At 65.8% G+C, this 18,656-nt stretch carries 15 protein-coding genes; 6 read left to right on the forward strand and 9 right to left on the reverse strand.

Features of this window, described 5'->3' with window-relative positions; translation table 11 throughout:
- The first annotated feature begins 134 nt into the window (after nt 1-134).
- On the forward strand, nt 135-803 hold the full coding sequence (locus tag M1P90_RS17070) for a PspC domain-containing protein (protein WP_483704357.1): 669 nt from the start codon (nt 135-137) through the stop codon (nt 801-803).
- Between the two features lie 67 nt (nt 804-870).
- Here M1P90_RS17070 and M1P90_RS17075 read toward each other — a convergent pair whose 3' ends face one another.
- Nucleotides 871-1,545, reverse strand: coding sequence for a redoxin domain-containing protein (locus tag M1P90_RS17075; protein ID WP_483704359.1), 675 nt, complete (start codon nt 1,543-1,545; stop codon nt 871-873).
- Nucleotides 1,546-1,981: 436 nt separating this feature from the next.
- Between M1P90_RS17075 and M1P90_RS17080 the strand changes: the two genes are divergently transcribed.
- On the forward strand, nt 1,982-2,911 hold the full coding sequence (locus M1P90_RS17080; RefSeq protein WP_483704361.1) for an NAD(P)/FAD-dependent oxidoreductase: 930 nt from the start codon (nt 1,982-1,984) through the stop codon (nt 2,909-2,911).
- Between the two features lie 80 nt (nt 2,912-2,991).
- Here the strand turns inward: M1P90_RS17080 and M1P90_RS17085 are convergent, their stop codons facing one another.
- The 8 genes from M1P90_RS17085 to M1P90_RS17120 all read right to left on the reverse strand — a co-directional run bounded on the left by M1P90_RS17085 (nt 2,992) and on the right by M1P90_RS17120 (nt 15,345).
- Entirely contained in the window at nt 2,992-9,210 is a 6,219-nt protein-coding gene (locus M1P90_RS17085) for an Ig-like domain-containing protein (RefSeq protein WP_483704363.1), read from the reverse strand.
- Nucleotides 9,211-9,642: 432 nt separating this feature from the next.
- Nucleotides 9,643-10,188: a nucleotidyltransferase family protein gene (locus M1P90_RS17090; protein WP_483704365.1), complete on the reverse strand. Its 546-nt coding sequence runs from the start codon at nt 10,186-10,188 to the stop codon at nt 9,643-9,645.
- Between the two features lie 111 nt (nt 10,189-10,299).
- On the reverse strand, nt 10,300-10,902 hold the full coding sequence (locus M1P90_RS17095) for a GNAT family N-acetyltransferase (protein ID WP_483704367.1): 603 nt from the start codon (nt 10,900-10,902) through the stop codon (nt 10,300-10,302).
- The gene (locus M1P90_RS17100; protein ID WP_483704369.1) at nt 10,886-11,395 is read right to left on the reverse strand and encodes a DUF402 domain-containing protein; all 510 of its coding nucleotides are present in this window, start codon (nt 11,393-11,395) and stop codon (nt 10,886-10,888) included. Before M1P90_RS17100 ends, M1P90_RS17095 begins: the two co-directional genes overlap by 17 nt.
- A complete protein-coding gene (locus M1P90_RS17105; protein WP_483704371.1) occupies nt 11,392-12,168 on the reverse strand; it encodes an SIR2 family NAD-dependent protein deacylase in 777 nt (258 codons plus the stop codon). Before M1P90_RS17105 ends, M1P90_RS17100 begins: the two co-directional genes overlap by 4 nt.
- A 126-nt stretch (nt 12,169-12,294) precedes the next feature.
- Nucleotides 12,295-13,053, reverse strand: coding sequence for an SIR2 family NAD-dependent protein deacylase (locus M1P90_RS17110; RefSeq protein WP_483704373.1), 759 nt, complete (start codon nt 13,051-13,053; stop codon nt 12,295-12,297).
- Between the two features lie 4 nt (nt 13,054-13,057).
- Nucleotides 13,058-14,503, reverse strand: coding sequence for a serine/threonine protein kinase (locus tag M1P90_RS17115; RefSeq protein ID WP_483704375.1), 1,446 nt, complete (start codon nt 14,501-14,503; stop codon nt 13,058-13,060).
- Between the two features lie 152 nt (nt 14,504-14,655).
- Nucleotides 14,656-15,345 (reverse strand): class I SAM-dependent methyltransferase, encoded by a 690-nt coding sequence (locus M1P90_RS17120; protein WP_483704376.1) that lies wholly within the window; start codon nt 15,343-15,345, stop codon nt 14,656-14,658.
- A gap of 416 nt (nt 15,346-15,761) precedes the next feature.
- Here M1P90_RS17120 and M1P90_RS17125 point away from each other — a divergent pair, with 416 nt between their 5' ends.
- From M1P90_RS17125 to M1P90_RS17140, 4 genes are all read left to right on the forward strand, one after another.
- Nucleotides 15,762-16,190 carry an ATP-binding protein gene (locus tag M1P90_RS17125; RefSeq protein WP_483704378.1) on the forward strand — a complete coding sequence of 143 codons (429 nt, stop codon included), beginning with the start codon at nt 15,762-15,764 and terminating at the stop codon, nt 16,188-16,190.
- Complete coding sequence (locus M1P90_RS17130; RefSeq protein ID WP_483704380.1) at nt 16,183-17,448, forward strand: PP2C family protein-serine/threonine phosphatase; 1,266 nt, start codon at nt 16,183-16,185, stop codon at nt 17,446-17,448. The genes M1P90_RS17125 and M1P90_RS17130 overlap by 8 nt, the downstream gene beginning before the upstream one ends.
- 84 nt (nt 17,449-17,532) lie before the next feature.
- Nucleotides 17,533-18,144: an HAS-barrel domain-containing protein gene (locus M1P90_RS17135; RefSeq protein WP_483704382.1), complete on the forward strand. Its 612-nt coding sequence runs from the start codon at nt 17,533-17,535 to the stop codon at nt 18,142-18,144.
- 180 nt (nt 18,145-18,324) lie between these two features.
- Nucleotides 18,325-18,558: a hypothetical protein gene (locus tag M1P90_RS17140; protein ID WP_483704384.1), complete on the forward strand. Its 234-nt coding sequence runs from the start codon at nt 18,325-18,327 to the stop codon at nt 18,556-18,558.
- Nucleotides 18,559-18,656 lie beyond the last annotated feature (98 nt).

Here is an 18,656-nt window from a genome sequence, read left to right on the forward strand (position 1 = left end):
GCATGAGTCTGGCGGAAGTTCTGGTATCATAGCGCGGCGCAGCGCCGCAACAATTTATTAACAGCTACCGTCCAATCGCCAGAATGTGAAGATACCCTGGCCGCCGATGTCGGCGGCCGAAAGCGAGGTTTGTTATGCAGCCACGACTGATGCGCAGCCGCACTGAAGTCATCGTCGCAGGCGTCTGTGGTGGCCTGGCCGAATATTTTGCGATCGACCCGGTGATTGTGCGCCTGATCTTCGTGCTGGTGACGCTCACCAGCGGGCTGGGCTTGGTAATCTACCCGATTCTCTGGATTGTGATGCCAAAAGCGGGCGCAGCCCCGGCGGGCACACTGTTCCCGCACGACGCCGAAGAATGGCGGCGGCGCGCCCAAACATTTGGCGAAGAAGCATCACAGGTGGGCCAGCAGTTCAGCCGCGAGGTGCGCGAGGTACTGCGCCAGGGGCAGGCAAGCTCCAGCCAGGGGCGCACGGCCGCGCCGCCGCGCTATGGCGATGTGCCGCCGCCCGAGGCCTACCGCTACGATCCGCTGACCGGCCAGCCGATCAACCCGGCCGACCCGGCGGCGACCGGCAAGACCGTGAACCTGCGGATCGACCCGACCGAGGCCAACCTGGCGGTGCCGCCAGCCGTGCCGGGCGCGTATGGGCCGGTGCCGCAGCGCAAGCGCGGGCGCACCATGGGCTTTGTTCTGCTCGGCATTGGCATCCTGATCCTGGCGAATATTTTCAATATCGACCAGTTCATCTTTCCGCTGCTGCTGATCGGCGCTGGCTTTATGCTGCTGCGCAAGCGCTAGGCGGAACCTGACGGAATCAAACAGCGCGGCTGCGTTCGCAGCCGCGCTGTTTGATTCTTATGCTGTGCTACTGGCCCTTTGCCGCCGCCAGCGCCGCTGCAATCTGGCGGTCGGTTTCGTCGTAGGCGCCCTCGCCTATGCGGTTGTAGATGATCTGCCCGCGATGATCGACGAGGTAGAAGTGCGGCCAGTAGTGGTTGCCGTAGGCCCGCCAGATCGTGTAGTCGTTGTCCTGCACCACCGGCCAGCTGATCTCCTGCTCCTTGACGGCGGCCTGCACATTTTCCAGCTTGTATTCGGATTGGAATTCGGGCGTGTGGACGCCGACGATGACCAGCCCCTGATCTTTGTACTTCTGCCACCACTGCTTGATGTAGGGCAGCGTGTTCGCGCAGTTGTAGCATCCGTAGGTCCAAAAATCGACCAGCACGACCTTGCCCTGCTTGTTCAGGTCGGCCAGCGCCAGCGGCTCGGAGTTTATCCACGTGCCGCCGCCATCAAAGCCGGGCGCGACCGGGCCTTCGGGCAGTGCGGGTGCAGCCGTCGGCTCAGGCATCGCCGCAGGTTCGGCCATTGCTGCTGTTGGCGCAGCCGCCGCGCCGGCCACGGTGGGCGCGGGCGCAGCCGCCTCTGGCGCGGGCACATCCGAGGCCACTGGCGCGCGCCGAAACACCGAAACGGCCAGCACAACCCCCACCACAATTACCACCAGCGCCAGGGCCGGCACTATCCGCTGAAGCATCTTCTCCCCCCTTCTGGATTTACGATTTATGATTGACGATTTACGATTAGGGTGCCAACGATTCGATCATTCACCGCAATGATTTGATTATTCACCGCAGAGAGCGCAAAGAACGCGAAGTTTTCGAGAAAATCGCAGGCCTGACGAATGACGACCGACGAACGCCAAGCTGCGGCATCCTGAGTGGCCGCAGGCCATATCGAAGGGTGCCGCCTGCGTGCTACCAACCTGCAACCTGCAACTCGCAAACTCAACACTCAGCATTCAGCACTCAAAACTTGCTCCCCTACTCTACCCCGCTCGGCTTATCCAATTCTTACGAAAGACTTACGCGATGTGAACGGGCCGTTATTCGCGGTTGCGCATTCTTCACGCCCGGTCGGCGGCGGCTCGCTATACTGCCGGTAGCGCCCATTTCTGCAAAAGGAGCACCCATATGCACGATCTTATTGTCGTTGGCGGGGGCGCAGCCGCGATGTCGGCGGCTGTGTATGCCTTTGGGAAGCAGCTCGACGCTGTGATGGTTTATGAAAAAATTGGTGGCAAGGCTGGCACCCGGCAGCATCTCCAGGGCCAGGCGAGCGAAGAGTATGTCGCCGGGGCCGAGGCGGCGCGCGCGCTGGAGCGGCAGCTTGCCACCAGCGCGGGCCAGCTGATCTGCGACCGCGTCACTGCGATTCACAAGCACAACGGCGTGTTTTCGGTTGCGACCGAGCAGCACGGCACGCTGGAAGGCTTGGCGGTGCTGATTGCCACCGGTGCCAGCCCGGTGCGGCTCGATGCACCCGGCGCGGCCGAGCTGCTGAACCAGGGCCTGGGCTACTCAGCGACAACGCACGCGCACATGGTGGCAGGCAAGCCCGTGGCCGTGGTTGGCGCGACGGTGCGTGCCCTGCGTGGCGCGGCCGAGCTGGCCCGCAATGCTGCGCATGTCTATGTGGTCGTGCCGGGCGAGGGCGAGCTTGAAACGCCGCTTGGCCGCGCGCTGCGCCAGCGCCCGAATGTCGAGGTGCTGGAAGGTTTCCAAGTGAAAGCGGTAGTTGGGCCGTTCAACGTCGCGGCGCTGGTGGTCGAGCGCGGCGCAGATCACCGGCGGCTGCGCGTGAATGCCGCGTTTGTCGATTTGGGGCTGCGCCCGAACAGCGCGCTGGTGCAGCAGATCGCGCAGACCGACGCCGAGGGTTTCGTCTGGGTCGATGAGTGCTATGCGACGACGCTGCCGGGCCTGTTTGCGGCTGGCGATGTTACCACGTCGTTTGGCGAGCAGATCCTGATCGCGATTGGCGATGGCGCGCGGGCGGCACTCAGCGCCTACGATTACATCCTGGCGAACACGCAAATGCTTGCCCACGCCTCAATCAAGTAGACAGAAATCCACAGATTACACAGATGACGCAGATTAGGTTTCTATATCTGCGTCATCTGCGTAATCTGTGGATGATTTCGCTATTTCCCTGCAATGCGCAGGAGCTGCCCGTCGGCGCGGCCATAGACCTCGGGGAAGTATTGCTCGTGCGCGGTGGTGGGAATGACGCGGAACTCGCCGGCCTGGGTAGCGCGCATGGTGTAGCTGTACAGGTAGGCGCCACGTGGCAGGTAGTCGGCGAACAGCGCTACCTTTTCGTCGCGCAGCTCGCTGCGGCTGTACCAGCGCCACCAGCCCCACCACGGGTCGATGATTGGCGCGCTTGCCGCAACGCCCGGGGCTGCTACGCCCACATCCGACGCGGGCGCGATTGGCCCTTCTGGCAGGGTGGGGCGCTGCAAATCGGGTGGTGGCGCGAGCACGCTGGTGGTGGCGAGCGTGGTGTCGACGGCTTCCGCGCCAGCGGGCAGCGGGTCTTCGACCTGCAGGTAGTACAGGTTGTTGGGCGCGATGATCTCCAGCTCGACGCGGATAACGTCGCCCACCTTCACCTCGCTCACCGTTGGGCATTTCGGGCCATCGGTGCAGCTTGCGAGCGTGTAGCGCCGCCGCACACTCATGCCCCGGTCGAGCGCCTGAATCTGCTCGACTGGCAGGAATGCGCGCAGGTGCGCAGTGTAGTAGAGCCGGCCCCCTCCCGCGCCGCGCCCAATCGTCAGGCGGTTGCTGGCGTCTTGCAGCAGCTCGGCCACGCGCACCCGCAGGATGATTGGCGTCTGCGCGTCGGCAGGGGCGATGTGCCCACTGGATTGCGCGGCGTTGTTGAGCCACACGCCATAATCGTAGTTGGGCGCAAGCTCGCCGGTCGCGGCCATCCACTCGGTCAGCGCCATCAGCGACCAGGCGGTTTCCTGCGTGCTTTCCCACACGCCGTCCTTGCGCGCCACCATCAGCCAGCGCACGACATTGGGGTTGAGCTGGTTTTGCGCATCAAGGCGCGTCAGCGCCAGCAGCACAATCGCGGTGGTGCGCGTGTCGCTGTTCATGCTCCACCAGTCGCGCTCGTTTTCTTCCCAGTGCGCGCCGGTTGCGCTCATAATCGCGCTGCTGTTGAAATCGGCCAGCAGCGTTTTGATGCGCGCGTCGCTGGCGGCCACCCCGGCGCGATTGAGCGCCAGCGCCAGGAAGCCACGCCCGTAGACGCCCAGCTTGGTGCGGTTGCCGTACAGGTCGTCGAGGCGGGCGCTGTCGGCGCGGCCAGCGTCGGCCAGCACAAACAACATCCACGCCTGACGATTCGCGTCGGCGCTGGCGAGCTGGTCGGGGCGCTGGCCGGTGGGCAGCAGCTGCGTGGCGAGGTAGTCGAGGCCGCGGGCGAGCATGTCGGCGGGAACATCGAAGCCGGCTTCTTTGGCGCGCTGCAGCCCAAACACCACATATGCAGTGACGTGCGGGTTGCTGGCAACCGTGCGCCCATCGGCGGCGGGCGCCCACCAGCCCCAGCCGCCGTCGGGAAGCTGCTGGCCTGCTAATTTCACCAGCGCTGTTTTTACCAGATCCGGCAGCGTTGCTTCTAAGTCGGCGTTCGTGATGTTGAGCTGCTTGAGGGCGCGCAGGGTCAGGATGTTCGGCAGGAAGCTCGAAACCAGCGCCTCGGTGCTTTCGAACTCGGGGTTGTCGAGCGCCTTCAGGCCGTCGCGCAGGCCCGCCGCCAGCGACGGGTCGAGCCGCACGGTCAGCTCGCCGCTGCGCGGGTCGATGTTCGGCGGCAGGCCAATCGCCTCGGTGCGCGCGCCATCGCCGTCGAGCTGCCCGCCCGTACCAACGATTTCGGGCGCGCTGTAGCGGTAGACCGGCAGCGAGCCACCCGGACCAGTGCCCAGGCGCGGGCGGGCGGCGTCGGCGTATGCGCCCGACACGGCGCTGAACACCAGATCGGCGGAAGTGACATCCTGCACCTCGGCGCGCCAGCTGGCCTGCACCTCGCCATTGGCGGGAATTGTGAGGGTTTGCGTCAGCTCGCCGGTGACGGTAATGCCGTGCGCCGTCAGACCAACCGCCGTGGTGAGCGGGCTGGCGGTGTTGTTGCTGACGTTCGCGGCCAGCTCGACGGTGTCGCCCACGGTCAGGAAGCGCGGCGCGACCGGGCGCACCAGCAGCGGCTTGGTGACCACGAGGTTGGCGGTGCCTTCGCCCACGCGCGTATCGGCGGTGAGCGCCACGCCACGCAGCGTCCAGGTGGTCAGGTTGTCGGGCAGGGCGATGTCGACGCTGGCGCTGCCGCTCGCGTCGGTGCTGATGCGCGCGTTCCAGTAGGCCGTGTCGGCAAACTGCTCACGCACGGTCGGCGCAGCGCCCTGCTGCTCGTTCTTGGCGTCCGAGCGCTGGGCAGCGGGCGCTTCGGCGGCCAGGGGCGCGCCGCCTGCGGCTGGCATAGCGGTAGCGGCGGGCTGGGCCGTGCCACCGGCTGTGTCGGCGGCGGTGTTGGGCAGGGAGTTGGGCGGGGCTTGCTGCCGCTCGCGCTGCTGGCGTTCGAGGTCTTTTTCAAACTGCTGCAGGAAGCGGTCGCCCGAGATGCTCAGCCCGCTCGCCGTGTTGATCGCCAGCGGGCGGCGGCTGTAGAAGGCCGCGCCGATCGCGTCGGGCGTGCGCGGCATGAGGCTCAGCACGGCCTGATCGACAAGATCGAGCGAGAGTTCGGCGGCAACCGGCTGGCCCTGCGTGTCGGCCACCTTGACGGTGTAGCGCACGGTTTCGCCGGGCTGGGCGGGCGCGTGGTCGGGCGTTGCGGTCACGCGCAGGGTTTGCGGGTCGGGCGCGACCGCCAGCGGCAGCACGCCAACCTTGTAGTCGGCGGGGCGGCCGGGCGCGTCGGGCGGGCTGAACAGCGTGACGCTGACATACACGTTCGGCACGTGCGCGGCGGTGATCGGCAGGCGGAACACCGCGCTGTTGCCGTCCATCTTGCGCACTTCGTGGCTCAAAATCCCGCCGCGCTCGACCGTGATCAGCGCCCAGTGCGGCTGCGTGAAGGGCGAGGGGATCAGCACCTCGGCGGTTTCGCCGGGGCGGTAGCTGGTTTTGTCGGAAACAAGCGAAATCTGGTCGTTGTTGTCGCGCCGCCAGGGCGCGTAGCCATCGCCCGCCACCCACAGGAAGATCGACGACTCGACGGTTCGGCCGCCGCTGTCGCGCCCGCGCGCCACCACGCGGTACGAGCCGGCCTCGGGCGGCGTGAAGCTCGCCACGGCCTCGCCCTTCGCGTCGGTGGTGAGCTGCTGGCTGCCGGCTGATGTGCGTGTTTCACGCCATTCCCACTGCCCGCCACCATTCGCATCGACAACGAACTGGTTGTCCCACGTATAGCGCACCAGCTCGACCTCAATCGGCTGGTTGGGCTGGCGCTGCCCGGCGGTGTCGCTCGCCACAAGGTCAATCGACTGCGCCTCGCCGGCCTGCGCGACGTAGGCGCGCGGTGCCAGGCCGAGATAGAGGCTGCCACGGTGCGAAACAACCGTCGCGCGCCCGCTGATCACCTGATTATCGCGCCCGGTTGCGGTGGCCTCAATCGTGAGCTGCACGCTGTCGGTGATTGGCACGCCCTGCGCGTCTTTCAGGTCGGCGGGGATGGTGATCAGCAGGTTGCCCTGCGCGTCGGTGGTGCCGCTGCCGCTCAGGATGGGCTGCGGCGGCGCGGCTGGCCGCCACCAGCATTCCCAGCAGCGCCACGGGTCGTCGGTGTCGCCAAACTGGTAGCGGCCACCCCACGGCGGGCTGAAGCGGTAGCTGTCGGCCAGCACGTTCCACTGCACCGGCGCATTCGCCACCGGCCCGCCAAAGAAATAGCGCACCTCGGCGGTGGCGGCCAGCGGCGTGCCACGCACCACCTCGTCGGGCGCGCCTACATTCACCGCGAACTCGGGCGCGCGGTAGGCCGCCACAGTGAACGGGAAACCCATTGTCTGCTCGCCCACCGTGACGTTGATGCTGTACCCACCCAGCGCCGCGCCCGCGGCCAGCGTCAGGCTGCCATCGAAGGTGCCATTCGGGCCGAGCGCGAGCTGCTGCTGGTAGATCTGCTCGCCGTTGGTGTTGTTAATTGTGACATTGGCGCTCGCGCCCTGTGGCAGCGTAAAGCTCGCGTCGCGCTCGGCGCGCACCACGCCCTTGAAATGGACCTCCTGGCCGGGCCGGTAGATTGGCCGGTCGGTGTAGACGTGCATTGCCAGCGTGGGCAGCTGGTACGCGCCTTCCAGGCCAAAATCCCACGGCGCAATGCCACGCGACCAGTTCGCCGAGGCGGCGGCAAAGGGCTGCCGCGCAATCGCCAGCACCTGCAAGCCTTCGTTGCGGTTGTGCTGCAAACGCGCCGCGCCATCGGCGTCGGTGGTGGCGCGGCCAAGCGTGCCGCCCTGCCCGTCGTACAGCTCGAATTCCAGCCCATTCACTGGCGCGCCGCTGGCCAGATCGTTGGCCCACAGCAGCACCTCGTTCGGGCTGCTTTTCAGCGTCACATTCACGCCCGAAACGACCATGATGTGCTGCTGCGGCGGCCCGCCCGGCTGGTCGAGCGTGAGCAGGTAGACGCCCGGATCGAGCGCGGCGTTGTTTTCCAGCAGGTTGACCATGCTGAGCGTGGGCTTGTCGAGCGGGGTGTTGAGCGGCACCTGCCACTGGCGGACGAGCGTGTTGACGGGCAGCGGCTGCGACGGATCGCGATACGGGTTGAGCAGGTCGTCGGGCGCAAGGCGATACAGCGCCAGCGCGGCCTGGCTGACATTCACCGAGCTAATGCCCACGCGCGCCACGCCGCCAGCGCGGTAGGTGGCAATATAATCGGGCATGACGATCTGCATGGATGGCGGCAGCGGCGCGGTGCGGAAGCGAATGTCGCGGCCCTGGCCGATGCGGTTGCCATACGGGTCGGCAATGTTCGGGCCGATGCGCGCCGCGTAATCGCTTGAGGGCTTCGCGCCAAAGCTGATGTGGAAGGCATAGCCCGCCCCGGCCGGCGCGCTGGTGTCGCCGGGATAGATGGTTGAGCCGTAGGTGTAGACCTGCGTGGGCGAGATCGGCGGCGTCATCTGGAGGTTGGGCATCACGCTGTCGGGGTCGATTGGCGTGTTGAAGAACAACGTCAGGTCAGTATAGGGCTGGGCGGCCGTGTCGCCGTCGGCCGGCAGCGTGCCAAGCAGCACCGGCAGCGGCACAGTGTGGAAGCTGGTGCGGAACTCGCTCGCCAGCCCGTTGCCGCCAGCCGCGCTGCCCAGCCCGGCATCCAGCACCACCTGATAGTCGCTATCAAAGGCCAAACGCGCGCTGGGCGTGAACAGAATCGTGTCGCGGATGACCTGCAGCGCACCCGGCACATCGCCGCCCACGGCGCGCAGGTGAAATGCGCCCTGCGCGCTGGCCGGGTCGATTGGCTGGTTGAGCTGCACGCTGATGCTGCGCTCGATCCCCACCAGGCGCTCGCCATCCTGCGGCGACACGCTCAGCACCTGCGGGCGCGCGGTGCCGAAGCTCCATTGATAATTCGCCTGCAATGGGCTGCCATCCACGCCCTGCAGGCCGGCCGCAATCTGCGCGGTGTAGGTTGTTCCGCCGGCCAGCGGCGCGTCGGGATGAAATACGTAGACGGCAGTGTTCAGCCACTCGCCGCGCCCGGCCAGCGCGGGCGTGAAGCTCAGCGGCTGCGGCAGAGTACTCTGCTGCTCGGCCACCAGCAGCGGCACCACCGGGCGGTTGAACAGCACCGTAATCGTTGCGTCGGGCTGCACATCGGTCGCGCCGTCGGCGGGAATGACCTGGCCAACTTCCAGAAAGCCAGCGGTGCTGAAGCGGAACTGGAAGGGCTCGCGCAGCGGCGCGCCGTCGGCGGCTTTCGCGCCCTGCCCAAGCGCCACGTCGAACAGGCGCGCGCGCGGCAGCGGCTGGCTGGGGCGGAAGCGCAGTGTGCGCGCGTCGGCCCACTCGATTGCGCCGGCCACGGCGGGCGCGACCTTGAACGCCGCTTCGACGGCGGGCTTGTCCATCGCCCGATCGAACACCAGCTCGATCGCGCCGCCGGGCTGAAGTTCTTCGCCGCGCGCGGGCGTGCGCTGCACCACCAGTGGCGCAACGGTGCCTTCAGGAACAGGAGTGTAGGGCAGGCGCTCGGGCGGCGGCGCGGGCGAAGCCGAGGGTGTCGGCAGCACCACCACCGGCGGCGTTGTGCGGCCCCGCAGCGCAAACAGCAGCCCACCCACCAACGCCAGCCCCACCACGGCAGCGACCACCCGAACAGCGCGACGATTCATAAGCCCGCTCCTGGCTCGCTAGTGCGTCATTGCGTCCTGCGCACGTTTTAGTACTCTGGAAAATACGTTATTTCATACAACGGGCAAGCTTCCAGGAAGCTCCTCTGAGTATCAGGTTCAGAGAAAACTGGCTTCAGCTTCCTGGAAGCTGAGTACAGGGAAAGGTATTTTCCAGCGTTTTTAGCCACATTGAATATTAGCAATCATAGCGTATGTATGAGGATGACGCACCATGCGGCCCATAAGTTCCGGCCCGGCGCAACAAAAAAGGGCGGCACCTGCCACCCCCAGACCTCATCTTTGCGCGAATGATCAACGAAGCCGGAAATATTGGCAAGCCCGCTGACAAAACTACGCACTACGTACTACGAAGCCAAGATCGTAGTGCGTAGTGCGTAGTGAAGAAAACTTGATCGCTCAGCGGCTTTGGTATTAAATCTCTACCCCCAGCTTCGCCAGCGCATCGACCGCAATTGCGCCAGCATTCATCGCCTCGACACGGTGGCGCAGGTAGTCGAGGTCGAGCTTCTGGCGGCGGATGATGCCGGCCGAGTCGGCAAGGTCGTGTTTGCCCTGCTCGGCGCCGCGCCCCAGCACGACTTTATGGGCCAGCACATCTTCCGGAGCAAGCACCGCCACCTGCGAGCCAAGCAGCGGGATGCGCCGCAGGTGCGACAAGACCAGATCGTCCAGCACAAATGGGTGGACGCGCGCAGGGCGGCGGATGGTCAGATCGTCGAAGACCTTGATGCCGCGCCACAGAATGCGCTGGCCGTCGAACTGCACGGCTTTCTGCTGCTGCTGCAACAGCTTGACGACATCGCCAAGCTCGCCGGTGGCCACCAGAATATCGACATCCTGAATTGGTCGCCGGTCGCCATACAGGTGGGCGGCACAGCCCGCGCACACGGCCCAGCGCTTCTGGTTGGCGTCCAGCAGGCGTTGCACGACGCCCAGGTTCCCGGCGATCAGCGACATAATTGGCTCCAATGCAAACAAAACGTTTCTAATGAAACGTATCATAGCATAGGAGCGCGGGCAAACAAGGCGGCAAATGGTCCTGTTGCGGGGTGGGACACTACTACACTGCTACGTGCTGGGGTGGTTGCGAAGCCAGTCGTCCTTGTGGAGCTGCATCTCGTAGAATTCGACATACAGGCCGTGCTGCCCGCGCCGGAAGAAACGCTGCAAGGGCGCATATGCAGGTGCGTCAAGGATGCGCTGGTTGAAACGGCTGTCGGCAATGCGCCAGTCGCCGCCAACGAAACTGAAACCCAGGCGCTCGTACGAGCGCACTGCGCGCTGGTTGGGCGCGGCCACGTCGAGCACCATGATCTGAAATCCCAGCTCGGTGAAGTAGTAGGTGAGGAACAGCGCCAGCGCCTCGGTGCCGAGGCCGCGGCCAATATAGGGCGCGCCAAAGGTGATGCCCAGCCGCGCCTGCGATTTGCGCGTGTCGATGTCGCGCAGGGAGATCCGGCCAATCAGGTGGCCAGTGCGTTCTTCCACTGCCCAGGTGCGGCGCATTGCCGAGCTTTCGAAAAACGACCAGACATCGCCCGACAGGCCGACCTGGCGCGGCAGGTTCCAGAGCGGCTCAAGTGGATCGTTATAGGAAGGCCAGTCGTCGGCCAGCTCGTCGTCGTGGAACGTCCAGGAACGGAGCGAAAGCCGCTCACTGCGGAGCACCATCGGGCCTCCAGGCATACATGCTGCCATCGAACGGAAATACGCGGCCCGCAATCATCTCGCGCACCTCGGCGCTGCTGCGCAGGCATTCCGCGATCAGCTCGGTTGGGTAGCCAAAGCGCACCTGATGGAGCGCGAATTCGTCTTCGTCGTCAAGAATGACCTCACCCGTCTGCGCCCGCCAGATCACATCCAGGTCGAGGTCGATGAAGTGCAGCGTGCCATCGGGCCAGCTGGCTGGCGAGGCAATATTCACATAGTGCGAGCGCGGCCGCCAGTCGCTGTACCAGTTGATATGCACGTTATACGAGCGATCAGCCCAGTAGAGCTGCAAGCTATGGTGGGTAGCAAGCATCGCGCCACGGTAGCTCTCGATGCGCGTTCCCGGCATCACATACAGCACAATGTGGCCGGGTTCTTCGCGCACCAGTTGGGCGTTGTAGCGATAGTGCAGGCTGCGATCATATTTTGTGGAATGCAGCGCGATCGTTTTCATTGATCGAGTTCAAGTGTTGCCAGATCGCCCACGTCGCCCACCACCAGGCGCACCAGCTCGGGCAGCGCCTCGCGCAGCGGCATGTCGATGACATGATCGGCCATCAGCGTGTAGATCGAGTTTTCAGCGTCGATCGCCAGCACCAGCGCGCCAACGCGCTTGGCGGTAAATGGGAACGAGGCCACCGGCTCGATCGCGCCCACATCGCCGGCGCAAATAAACACCTCACACTGCTCGACGGCGGCGCGCGCGCTGCGCAGCTCCCACTCGGGCAGGCCCTCGCCAAACATCACCACGCCGGGGCGCAGCATGCTGCCACAGTGCGGGCAGCGCGGCGGCGATTCGCCCACGTCTTCCCAGCCCGAAATGATATGCCCGGCCTCGTAGCAGCGGCTGCGGCGCAAACACCCATTCAGCTCGATCAGGTCGCGCGAGCCGGCCCGCCAGTGCAGGCCATCTATCGTCTGCGTGATCAGCGAGAACACCGGGTAGTGCTGCTCAAGATCGACCAGCGCGTAGTGCGCCGGGCTGGGCTCGGCGGCCTCGGCGGTGTGGCGGCGATGCTCGTACCACTCCCAGACCATGCGCGGGTTGCGCATGTAGGCCTGCACGGTCGCCAGCTCGCTGACGTCGTACTGCGCCCACTCGCCGGTGTGCGCTTCGCGAAACGAAGGAACATTGCTGGCGGCCGCCATCCCGCCGCCGGTGATCACCACCACACGCGTGGCCTGTTTCAGGCGCTGGACCACCGCTTCGGGAAGGTTGAGCGGCATGCGTCACTCCTTTATTCTGACTAAAAGCAAACCAAGCAGAACCAAGAACCAAGAACCCGCCAGCGTAGCAGCAAATTCTCTGTTTACACATCTCTTGGTATGGGACTCTATGCTCTCTTAAGCGAGCTATTCCGTGCCTTCGCGGCGGAGCGGCACGCCCAACGCATCGCACAGGGCCGGCAGCACCACGCCCGCCGGGCCAATGATCTGTTCATCGAACAGGGCCGCGTCGCCGGGCGCGATATTGATGGCGACGACATATGCGCCACCCTCGCGCGCCAGCAGCGGCAGGCCAGCAGCCGGGTACACCAGCCCCGATGTGCCAACCGAAAGAAAGACCTCGGCGCGCTCAGCGGCGGCGCGGGCGGCCTGCAACGCGGCGGGCGGCAAGGCCTCGCCAAACCAGACCACCCCGGGCCGCAGCGGGCTGCCGCAGCGCGGGCACCGTGGCGGGACTTCGTCCGTGGCGTCCCAATGCGCCACCGGCACCATTTCTTCCGAGCACAGTGTTTGGGCCAGGTTGCCGTGTAATTCTACCACGTTCTGGCTGCCGGCTGTGCGGTGCAGGTTGTCGACGTTCTGCGTGGCAAGCGTGAAATCGGGGTAGCGCGCCTCAAGTGCCGCCAGCGCGATGTGGCCGGGGTTTGGGCGGGCAGCGGCCACCAGCCCGCGCCGGAATTCGTACCATTCCCACACCAGGCGCGGGTTGGCGCGAAATGCCTCGGGCGTGGCCAGCTCGTGCGGATTGTAGCGCGCCCACAGGCCGGTTTGCGCGTCGCGAAAGGTTGGCACGCCGCTTTCCGCCGAAACGCCCGCGCCCGTCAGCACCGCCACCCGCGACGCATCCACCAGCCGTCGCAGCAGGGCCGGGCTAAAGGCATCCATCGCGCTACTCCGGCTTGAGGTACAGGCTCGACACCCAGCCCTCGACCACCTGCCCGTTGAGGTCGGCGCGCACCTGCAGCCACGGCGTGCTGTCCACCGTGCTTGGCCCGCCGATCTCGCGCACATGCGTGCCGCTCGGCAGGAAGGTGATGATGTCGGCCTGAATGCCGGGCGCGCTGCGCAGGTTCAAACCCTCGGTGCCGTCGATGTTCACCACCCACACGCGCCCGCCGCCGCTGATCACGCCAGTGAGCCAGCCGGGCAGCTCCACGCCCAGGTCGGGCAAGTTCACGCCCAGGCTCGGCAGGTCGATCTGCGGGCGCGGCAGCTCGATGTTCGCCAGCCGGTCGACCACGACGGTGATGCCATAGTACGCGCCACAGGCAAACACAAACAGCATCAGCAGCAGCACCACCATACCGATGATCGAGCGACTCGCGCCGGCGCGAGCGCGCACTGGCGGGGCGGGTTCTTCATAGGGCTGAGCAACCGGCGCTGCGGCAGGTGCTGCGGCAGCGCGCGCCGGGGCTGGCGCAGGCGCGGGGCGCTGGGGCTGGGCGCGCCACTGCCCCGTTGTGCGGTTGATCCGCTCGCGCACACCCATTGGCGCGACGGGTGGGCGCTCCAGGCGCTGCGTATCACCGCTCAGCGCGCGCCGCAGGTCGTCAAGCGCGCGGCCAAGCGCGGCGGCGTCGGGCAGGCGCTGCTCGGGCAGGCGGGCAGTGGCGCGCTTGAGCAGGCCATCCAGCGCGGGCGCGAACAAGAGCGGGCGGATCTCGGCCAGCGGCGGGATGCGCAGGTTCAGGTGCATCTGCGCCACGGCGCGCGGGTCGTCGCCGCTGGCCAGGCGCTTGCCGGTGAGCATTTCGACCAGCAGGAGGCCCAGCGCGTAGACGGTGGCGGCGTGCGTGATCGGGCCGCCGGCCACGCGCTCGGGCGCGCGGTAGGCCGCCAGGTCGAGCGCCTGCTCGGCGGCGGGCGTGCGCCAGTTTTCCAGCAGCTCGACATGGCCGTCGGCCACCAGCACCACGTTGTTGCTCGAAATCGGCGGGTGCGGCACGCCGGCCGCCTGGCACACCGCCACCGCGCCAACCAGCTGGCGGAAGTAGAGCAGCGCTTCTTCCAGCGCCATCGCCCCGATCTCGCGCAGCGTGCGGCCGGCCACAAACTCGGTGATCATATAGGGCCGGCCCGCGATCTCGCCGCTGTCGAACACTTCCAGCAGCGACTGATGCGAGCGGCGCGCGCTGTTGTGCGCTTCCTGCACAAAACGCTGGCGCAGCGCTTCCTGGTCGCTCAGCTCGCGGCGCAGCATATGCACCAGCACTTGCCGCTGCAAGCGCTCGTCGTAGGCGCGATACACCACCGCGAGGCGGCCAGTGCCCAGCAGCTCCTCGATGCGGTAGCGCCCGTGCAGCAGCGGTATGGATGGCGGGTTAGCCTGTGTCATAGTCGATTTACGATTGCAGATTTACGATTTACGATTATTTCCGGCCCATTCCAATCTGGTCGTTCAGACGAAGGGCGAGGGACGAATGACCAGACTGGCTTCGTCGTTCGTCATTCGTCGTTCGTCATTCGTCGTTCGTTTTTAGTCATAATCTACTGTTTGCGCGCGATTGTTAGCTCATAATGGCCGGGTTGCCAGGTGCGAAATTCCAGCACCTCAACGCCCACGCAGGCCAGCGTGCGCCGCATGTGCCGTCGCGTCAGCCCTTTGAGGGGCAGCGTGCGCGCCCAGGCGTCGGGATATTTGCTCACCAGCAGCGTGCCGCCCGGCCGCAGCGTGCGCGCCATTTCGGCCAGGGCGCGGCGCGGGCGCGGGAAGAACTCAAGCGCCTCCAGCGACACCACCATGTCAAAGCTGGCGTCGGGCCAGGGCAGCGCGCCGGCATCGCCCAGGCGCAGTTCCACCCGCGCGCTCAAGCCAGCCGCCGCGATCTTCGCCCGCGCGCGCACCAGCATGGCCGGCGCAATATCAATCCCGCAGACTGTGCCACCGAACCACGGTTCCCTGCCCAGCAGCAGCGGCACGCGGCCAGTGCCAGTGGCCACATCCAGCACGCGCGCCGCGGCTATTCCTGCCAGCGCACCCTGAAGCAGCGGAACGAGCGTGATCGCATCGCTGGCGACCACCGGCTGGCGCACGTCGTCGTAAAAACTGGCCCCGCGCTGGTAGATAAAGCGCACCGCACCGCGGCCCAGGTAGGTGCCTTCGCCCACAATGATCAGCCAGTAGAGCAGCAGGGCCAGCGCCAGCACAGCCGCGCCAAACCCGAGCCACCAGCTCATCAAAGCTCCCTTCTTGCCACCAGTGTGCGCATTGCGAGGCATTATAGCACATTGCCACGCGCCGCTTCCCCTGTTCGGGCCGACCTGCGTGTCGGCAAGGCCTTGTCTACGTTGGAATAGAAAACGAGATCGATCCACAGATTGCGCAGATTACGCAGATATGAGGTTTCCAATCTGCGCAATCTGCGTAATCTGTGGATGAATTTTTTGGCCTTTAACCTGGCCCTTGCGACCTACCATACACTGTTCGGGCCGACCTGCGTGCATCTTGTTCGGGCCGACCTGCGTGCATCTTGTTCGGGCCGACCTGCGTGCTTTTGTTCGGGCCGACCTGCGTGCCGGGCCCCCCCACGCGAGCATTTGCGTTCTGTGCTATCCTAATAATACCGGCCAGGTGGCGACGGAAAGCGAACGCAATGCACCATTCAATCGAAGTGCAAGCCAACGATGCCGGCTTGATTCAACTTTCCCGCTTTGTTGATGAGGCCGAGCGCGAGCTTGCGCTCCAGTCCGAGCAGGAATACCTGCTGCGCCTTGCCATCGAAGAAATCGCCACAAACCTGATTAAATACGGCTACGGCGCGGGCGAAAACGGCCCGGTGCGCGTGACATGCCTGCTGGAAGCGGGCGTGCTGCGCATGGAAATTTGCGACCGCAGCGCCCCCTTCGACCCGCGCACCGCCCCGCCGCCCGACCTTTCTTCCGATCTTGCGCACCGGCGCGTGGGCGGGCTGGGCCTGTTTCTGGTGCGCGAGCTGGCCGACGAGCTGAGCTACCGGCACGACGCCGCGACGGGCTGGAATGCGCTGACGATTGTGAAGCGGGCGGAGCATCACCGTGTTTGAGCGTATGCGCGGCCTGGCGCTGTTCCAGGGCATGGCCGACGAGCGGCTGGCGCAGCTGGCCGCCCGCGTGACCGAGCAGCAGCTTGCGGCTGGCGAGCTGCTGTTCGCGCAGGGCGACGTTGCTGAAACATGTTATGTCGTGCTCGGCGGCGAGCTGGATGTGGTAGCGCACCTGGGCGATTTCGAGCTGCAGCTTGAGATCTGCCGGCCCGGCCAGATCATCGGCGAAATGGCGCTGATCGACGGCAGCCCGCGCTCGGCAACCGCGCGCGCCCGCGCCGCAACCCACGTGGCCGTGCTCGACAAAGGCGCGTTTGTGGCCCTGCTGCACAGCAACCCCGCGCTCACGCTCGACCTGCTGCGCAGCACGACTACGCGCCTGCGCCGCACCAGCCAGAACATGATCGACGACATGGCCGCCAAGCACGCCGAGCTGGCGCGCGCCTACGACGAGCTTCAGGCCGCGCAGGCCGAGCGCATTCGCCTGAGCCGGATCGAGGAAGAGCTGGCAGTTGCGCGCCGCATCCAGAAGCTTTTTCTGCCCCGCCAGCTGCCGCAGCCGGCTGGCTGGCAGCTCGCGGCCTACAATCGCGGCGCGCATGAGGTCGGCGGCGATTTCTTCGACTGCATCCCGCTGCCGGGCGGCGACCTCGGGCTGGTAGTAGCCGACGCCTGCGGAAAGGGCGTGCCGGCCGCGCTGTTTGTGGCGCTGACGCGCAGCCTGGTGCGCGCGGCCTCGCTTGCGCCGGCAGCATTTCAGCATGGCGGCAGCGCGCAGGCCGCACCGCTGGCCGACACGATTGGCCTGACCAACGACTATATCGCCACCGAGCACGGCGCCAGCCATATGTTCATCACGCTGTTCTACGGGCAGCTCAACACCCACAGCGGCGCATTGCGCTATGTCAACGCCGGCCACAACTCGCCCATGCTGTTTGGGCCGGGTGGCGTGCTGCGCAGCGAACTCGAAAGCAGCTCCTTGCCGCTGGGCATTGTGCCGCAGCAGCACTACGAGATGCGCGACACCACGATCGCGCGCGGCGACATGCTTCTGTGCTTTAGCGACGGCATCACCGAGGCGATGGACGCCAGCGGCACGCTGTTCGACGATCAGCGCCTGCTGGATGCCGTGCGCGCCCATGCGGATCTGCCCGCCGCCGCGCTGGTCGAGCGGCTGGTCGAGGTGGTTGACGCCTTTGTGGGCGGCGCGCCCCAATCTGACGACATGACCCTGCTGCTGATCAAGCGCGAGCCATAGGCACAGCAGGCGAACGCCCGTGTTATAATAGCGCCGCGCCAGCACGAAGAAGCGGCGCAGTTCAGCCACTGCATCAAGAACACTATGCCAACACGTATCGGCGAAGTCATCGAATCAACTACCACCAGCTTCACCGCCGGTGCCTACGAACTGCTGGCCGCGCCGCCGTTTGGCGCGCTGGTGCGCGCACAGGCGCGCTCGGAGGGCATGGCCGTAATTGGCCTGGTGTACGAAATTCGCACGGGCAGCAAAGAGCCGGGCGGGCGCGCGCTGGTGCGCGGGCGCACCTACAGCGGGCGCGAGCTGTACGACGCCGAGATCTACCAGGAGCACCCCGACCTGGCCGAGGTGCTGCAAACCGAGTTTTCGGCCATTACCGTGGGCTTTGTGGAAGGCGGGCGCACCTACCAGTACCTGCCGCCGCAGCCGCCGCCGGTGCACTACAGCGTCTACGAGTGCGATTCCGCCGAGCTGGCGGCCTTCACCGAAACCACCGATTTCTTCCGCACAATTCTGTTCGCCTACCAGATCCCCAGCGACGAGCTGCTGGCCGCCGTGATCCGCGCCGCCGCCCGCGCCCGCCCGCCCGGCGACGCCGAGCGCGCCTACCTGGTGTATGCCGGCCGCGAAGTCGCCTCGCTGCTGAAAGACGACTACGACCGGCTTACGGCGATCCTGCGCCGCATCCGGCCGTAACGCTGACAGCGCAGGGGTTAGGGGATGGGAGATGGGAGCTTCGGCAGGGAACTTGTGCAAAGCCTGAGCGATATTTGAATATACGCACTACGCATTACGCACTATGACGCAGCACAAGCTCCTGCCGACTGCCAACTGCCCGCTGCCTGCTGCTTTCTGCCTGCTGCCTAACTGGTATAAATGAACGCCGCAATTCTTCTGCCCCTGCTGATGATTCTGATCTGCACTGCCACACTGTATGGCTGCTATGTCGCATTCGACCGCTTGCAGACGCGGATTGAGCAGACGCATGGTCGCGCGCGCTGGCTGCCGATTCTGCTGGCCGCCGGCATTGGCCTGGTCGCGCTGCTGACCTTCTGGTGCTGCTTTACCTTTAGCGTCGGCCTAATGCAGGCGCTGGGTCTCAACCTCTAGCCGCGACCGCCGGACGACCGAGTTGCTCACCACAGAGGCGCAGAGGCACGGAGAGCTAAGTTGAAGGTTTATAGGTTGCAAGTTTGAAGGTTGCAGAC

This window comes from Kouleothrix sp. 19917, assembly GCF_057073505.1.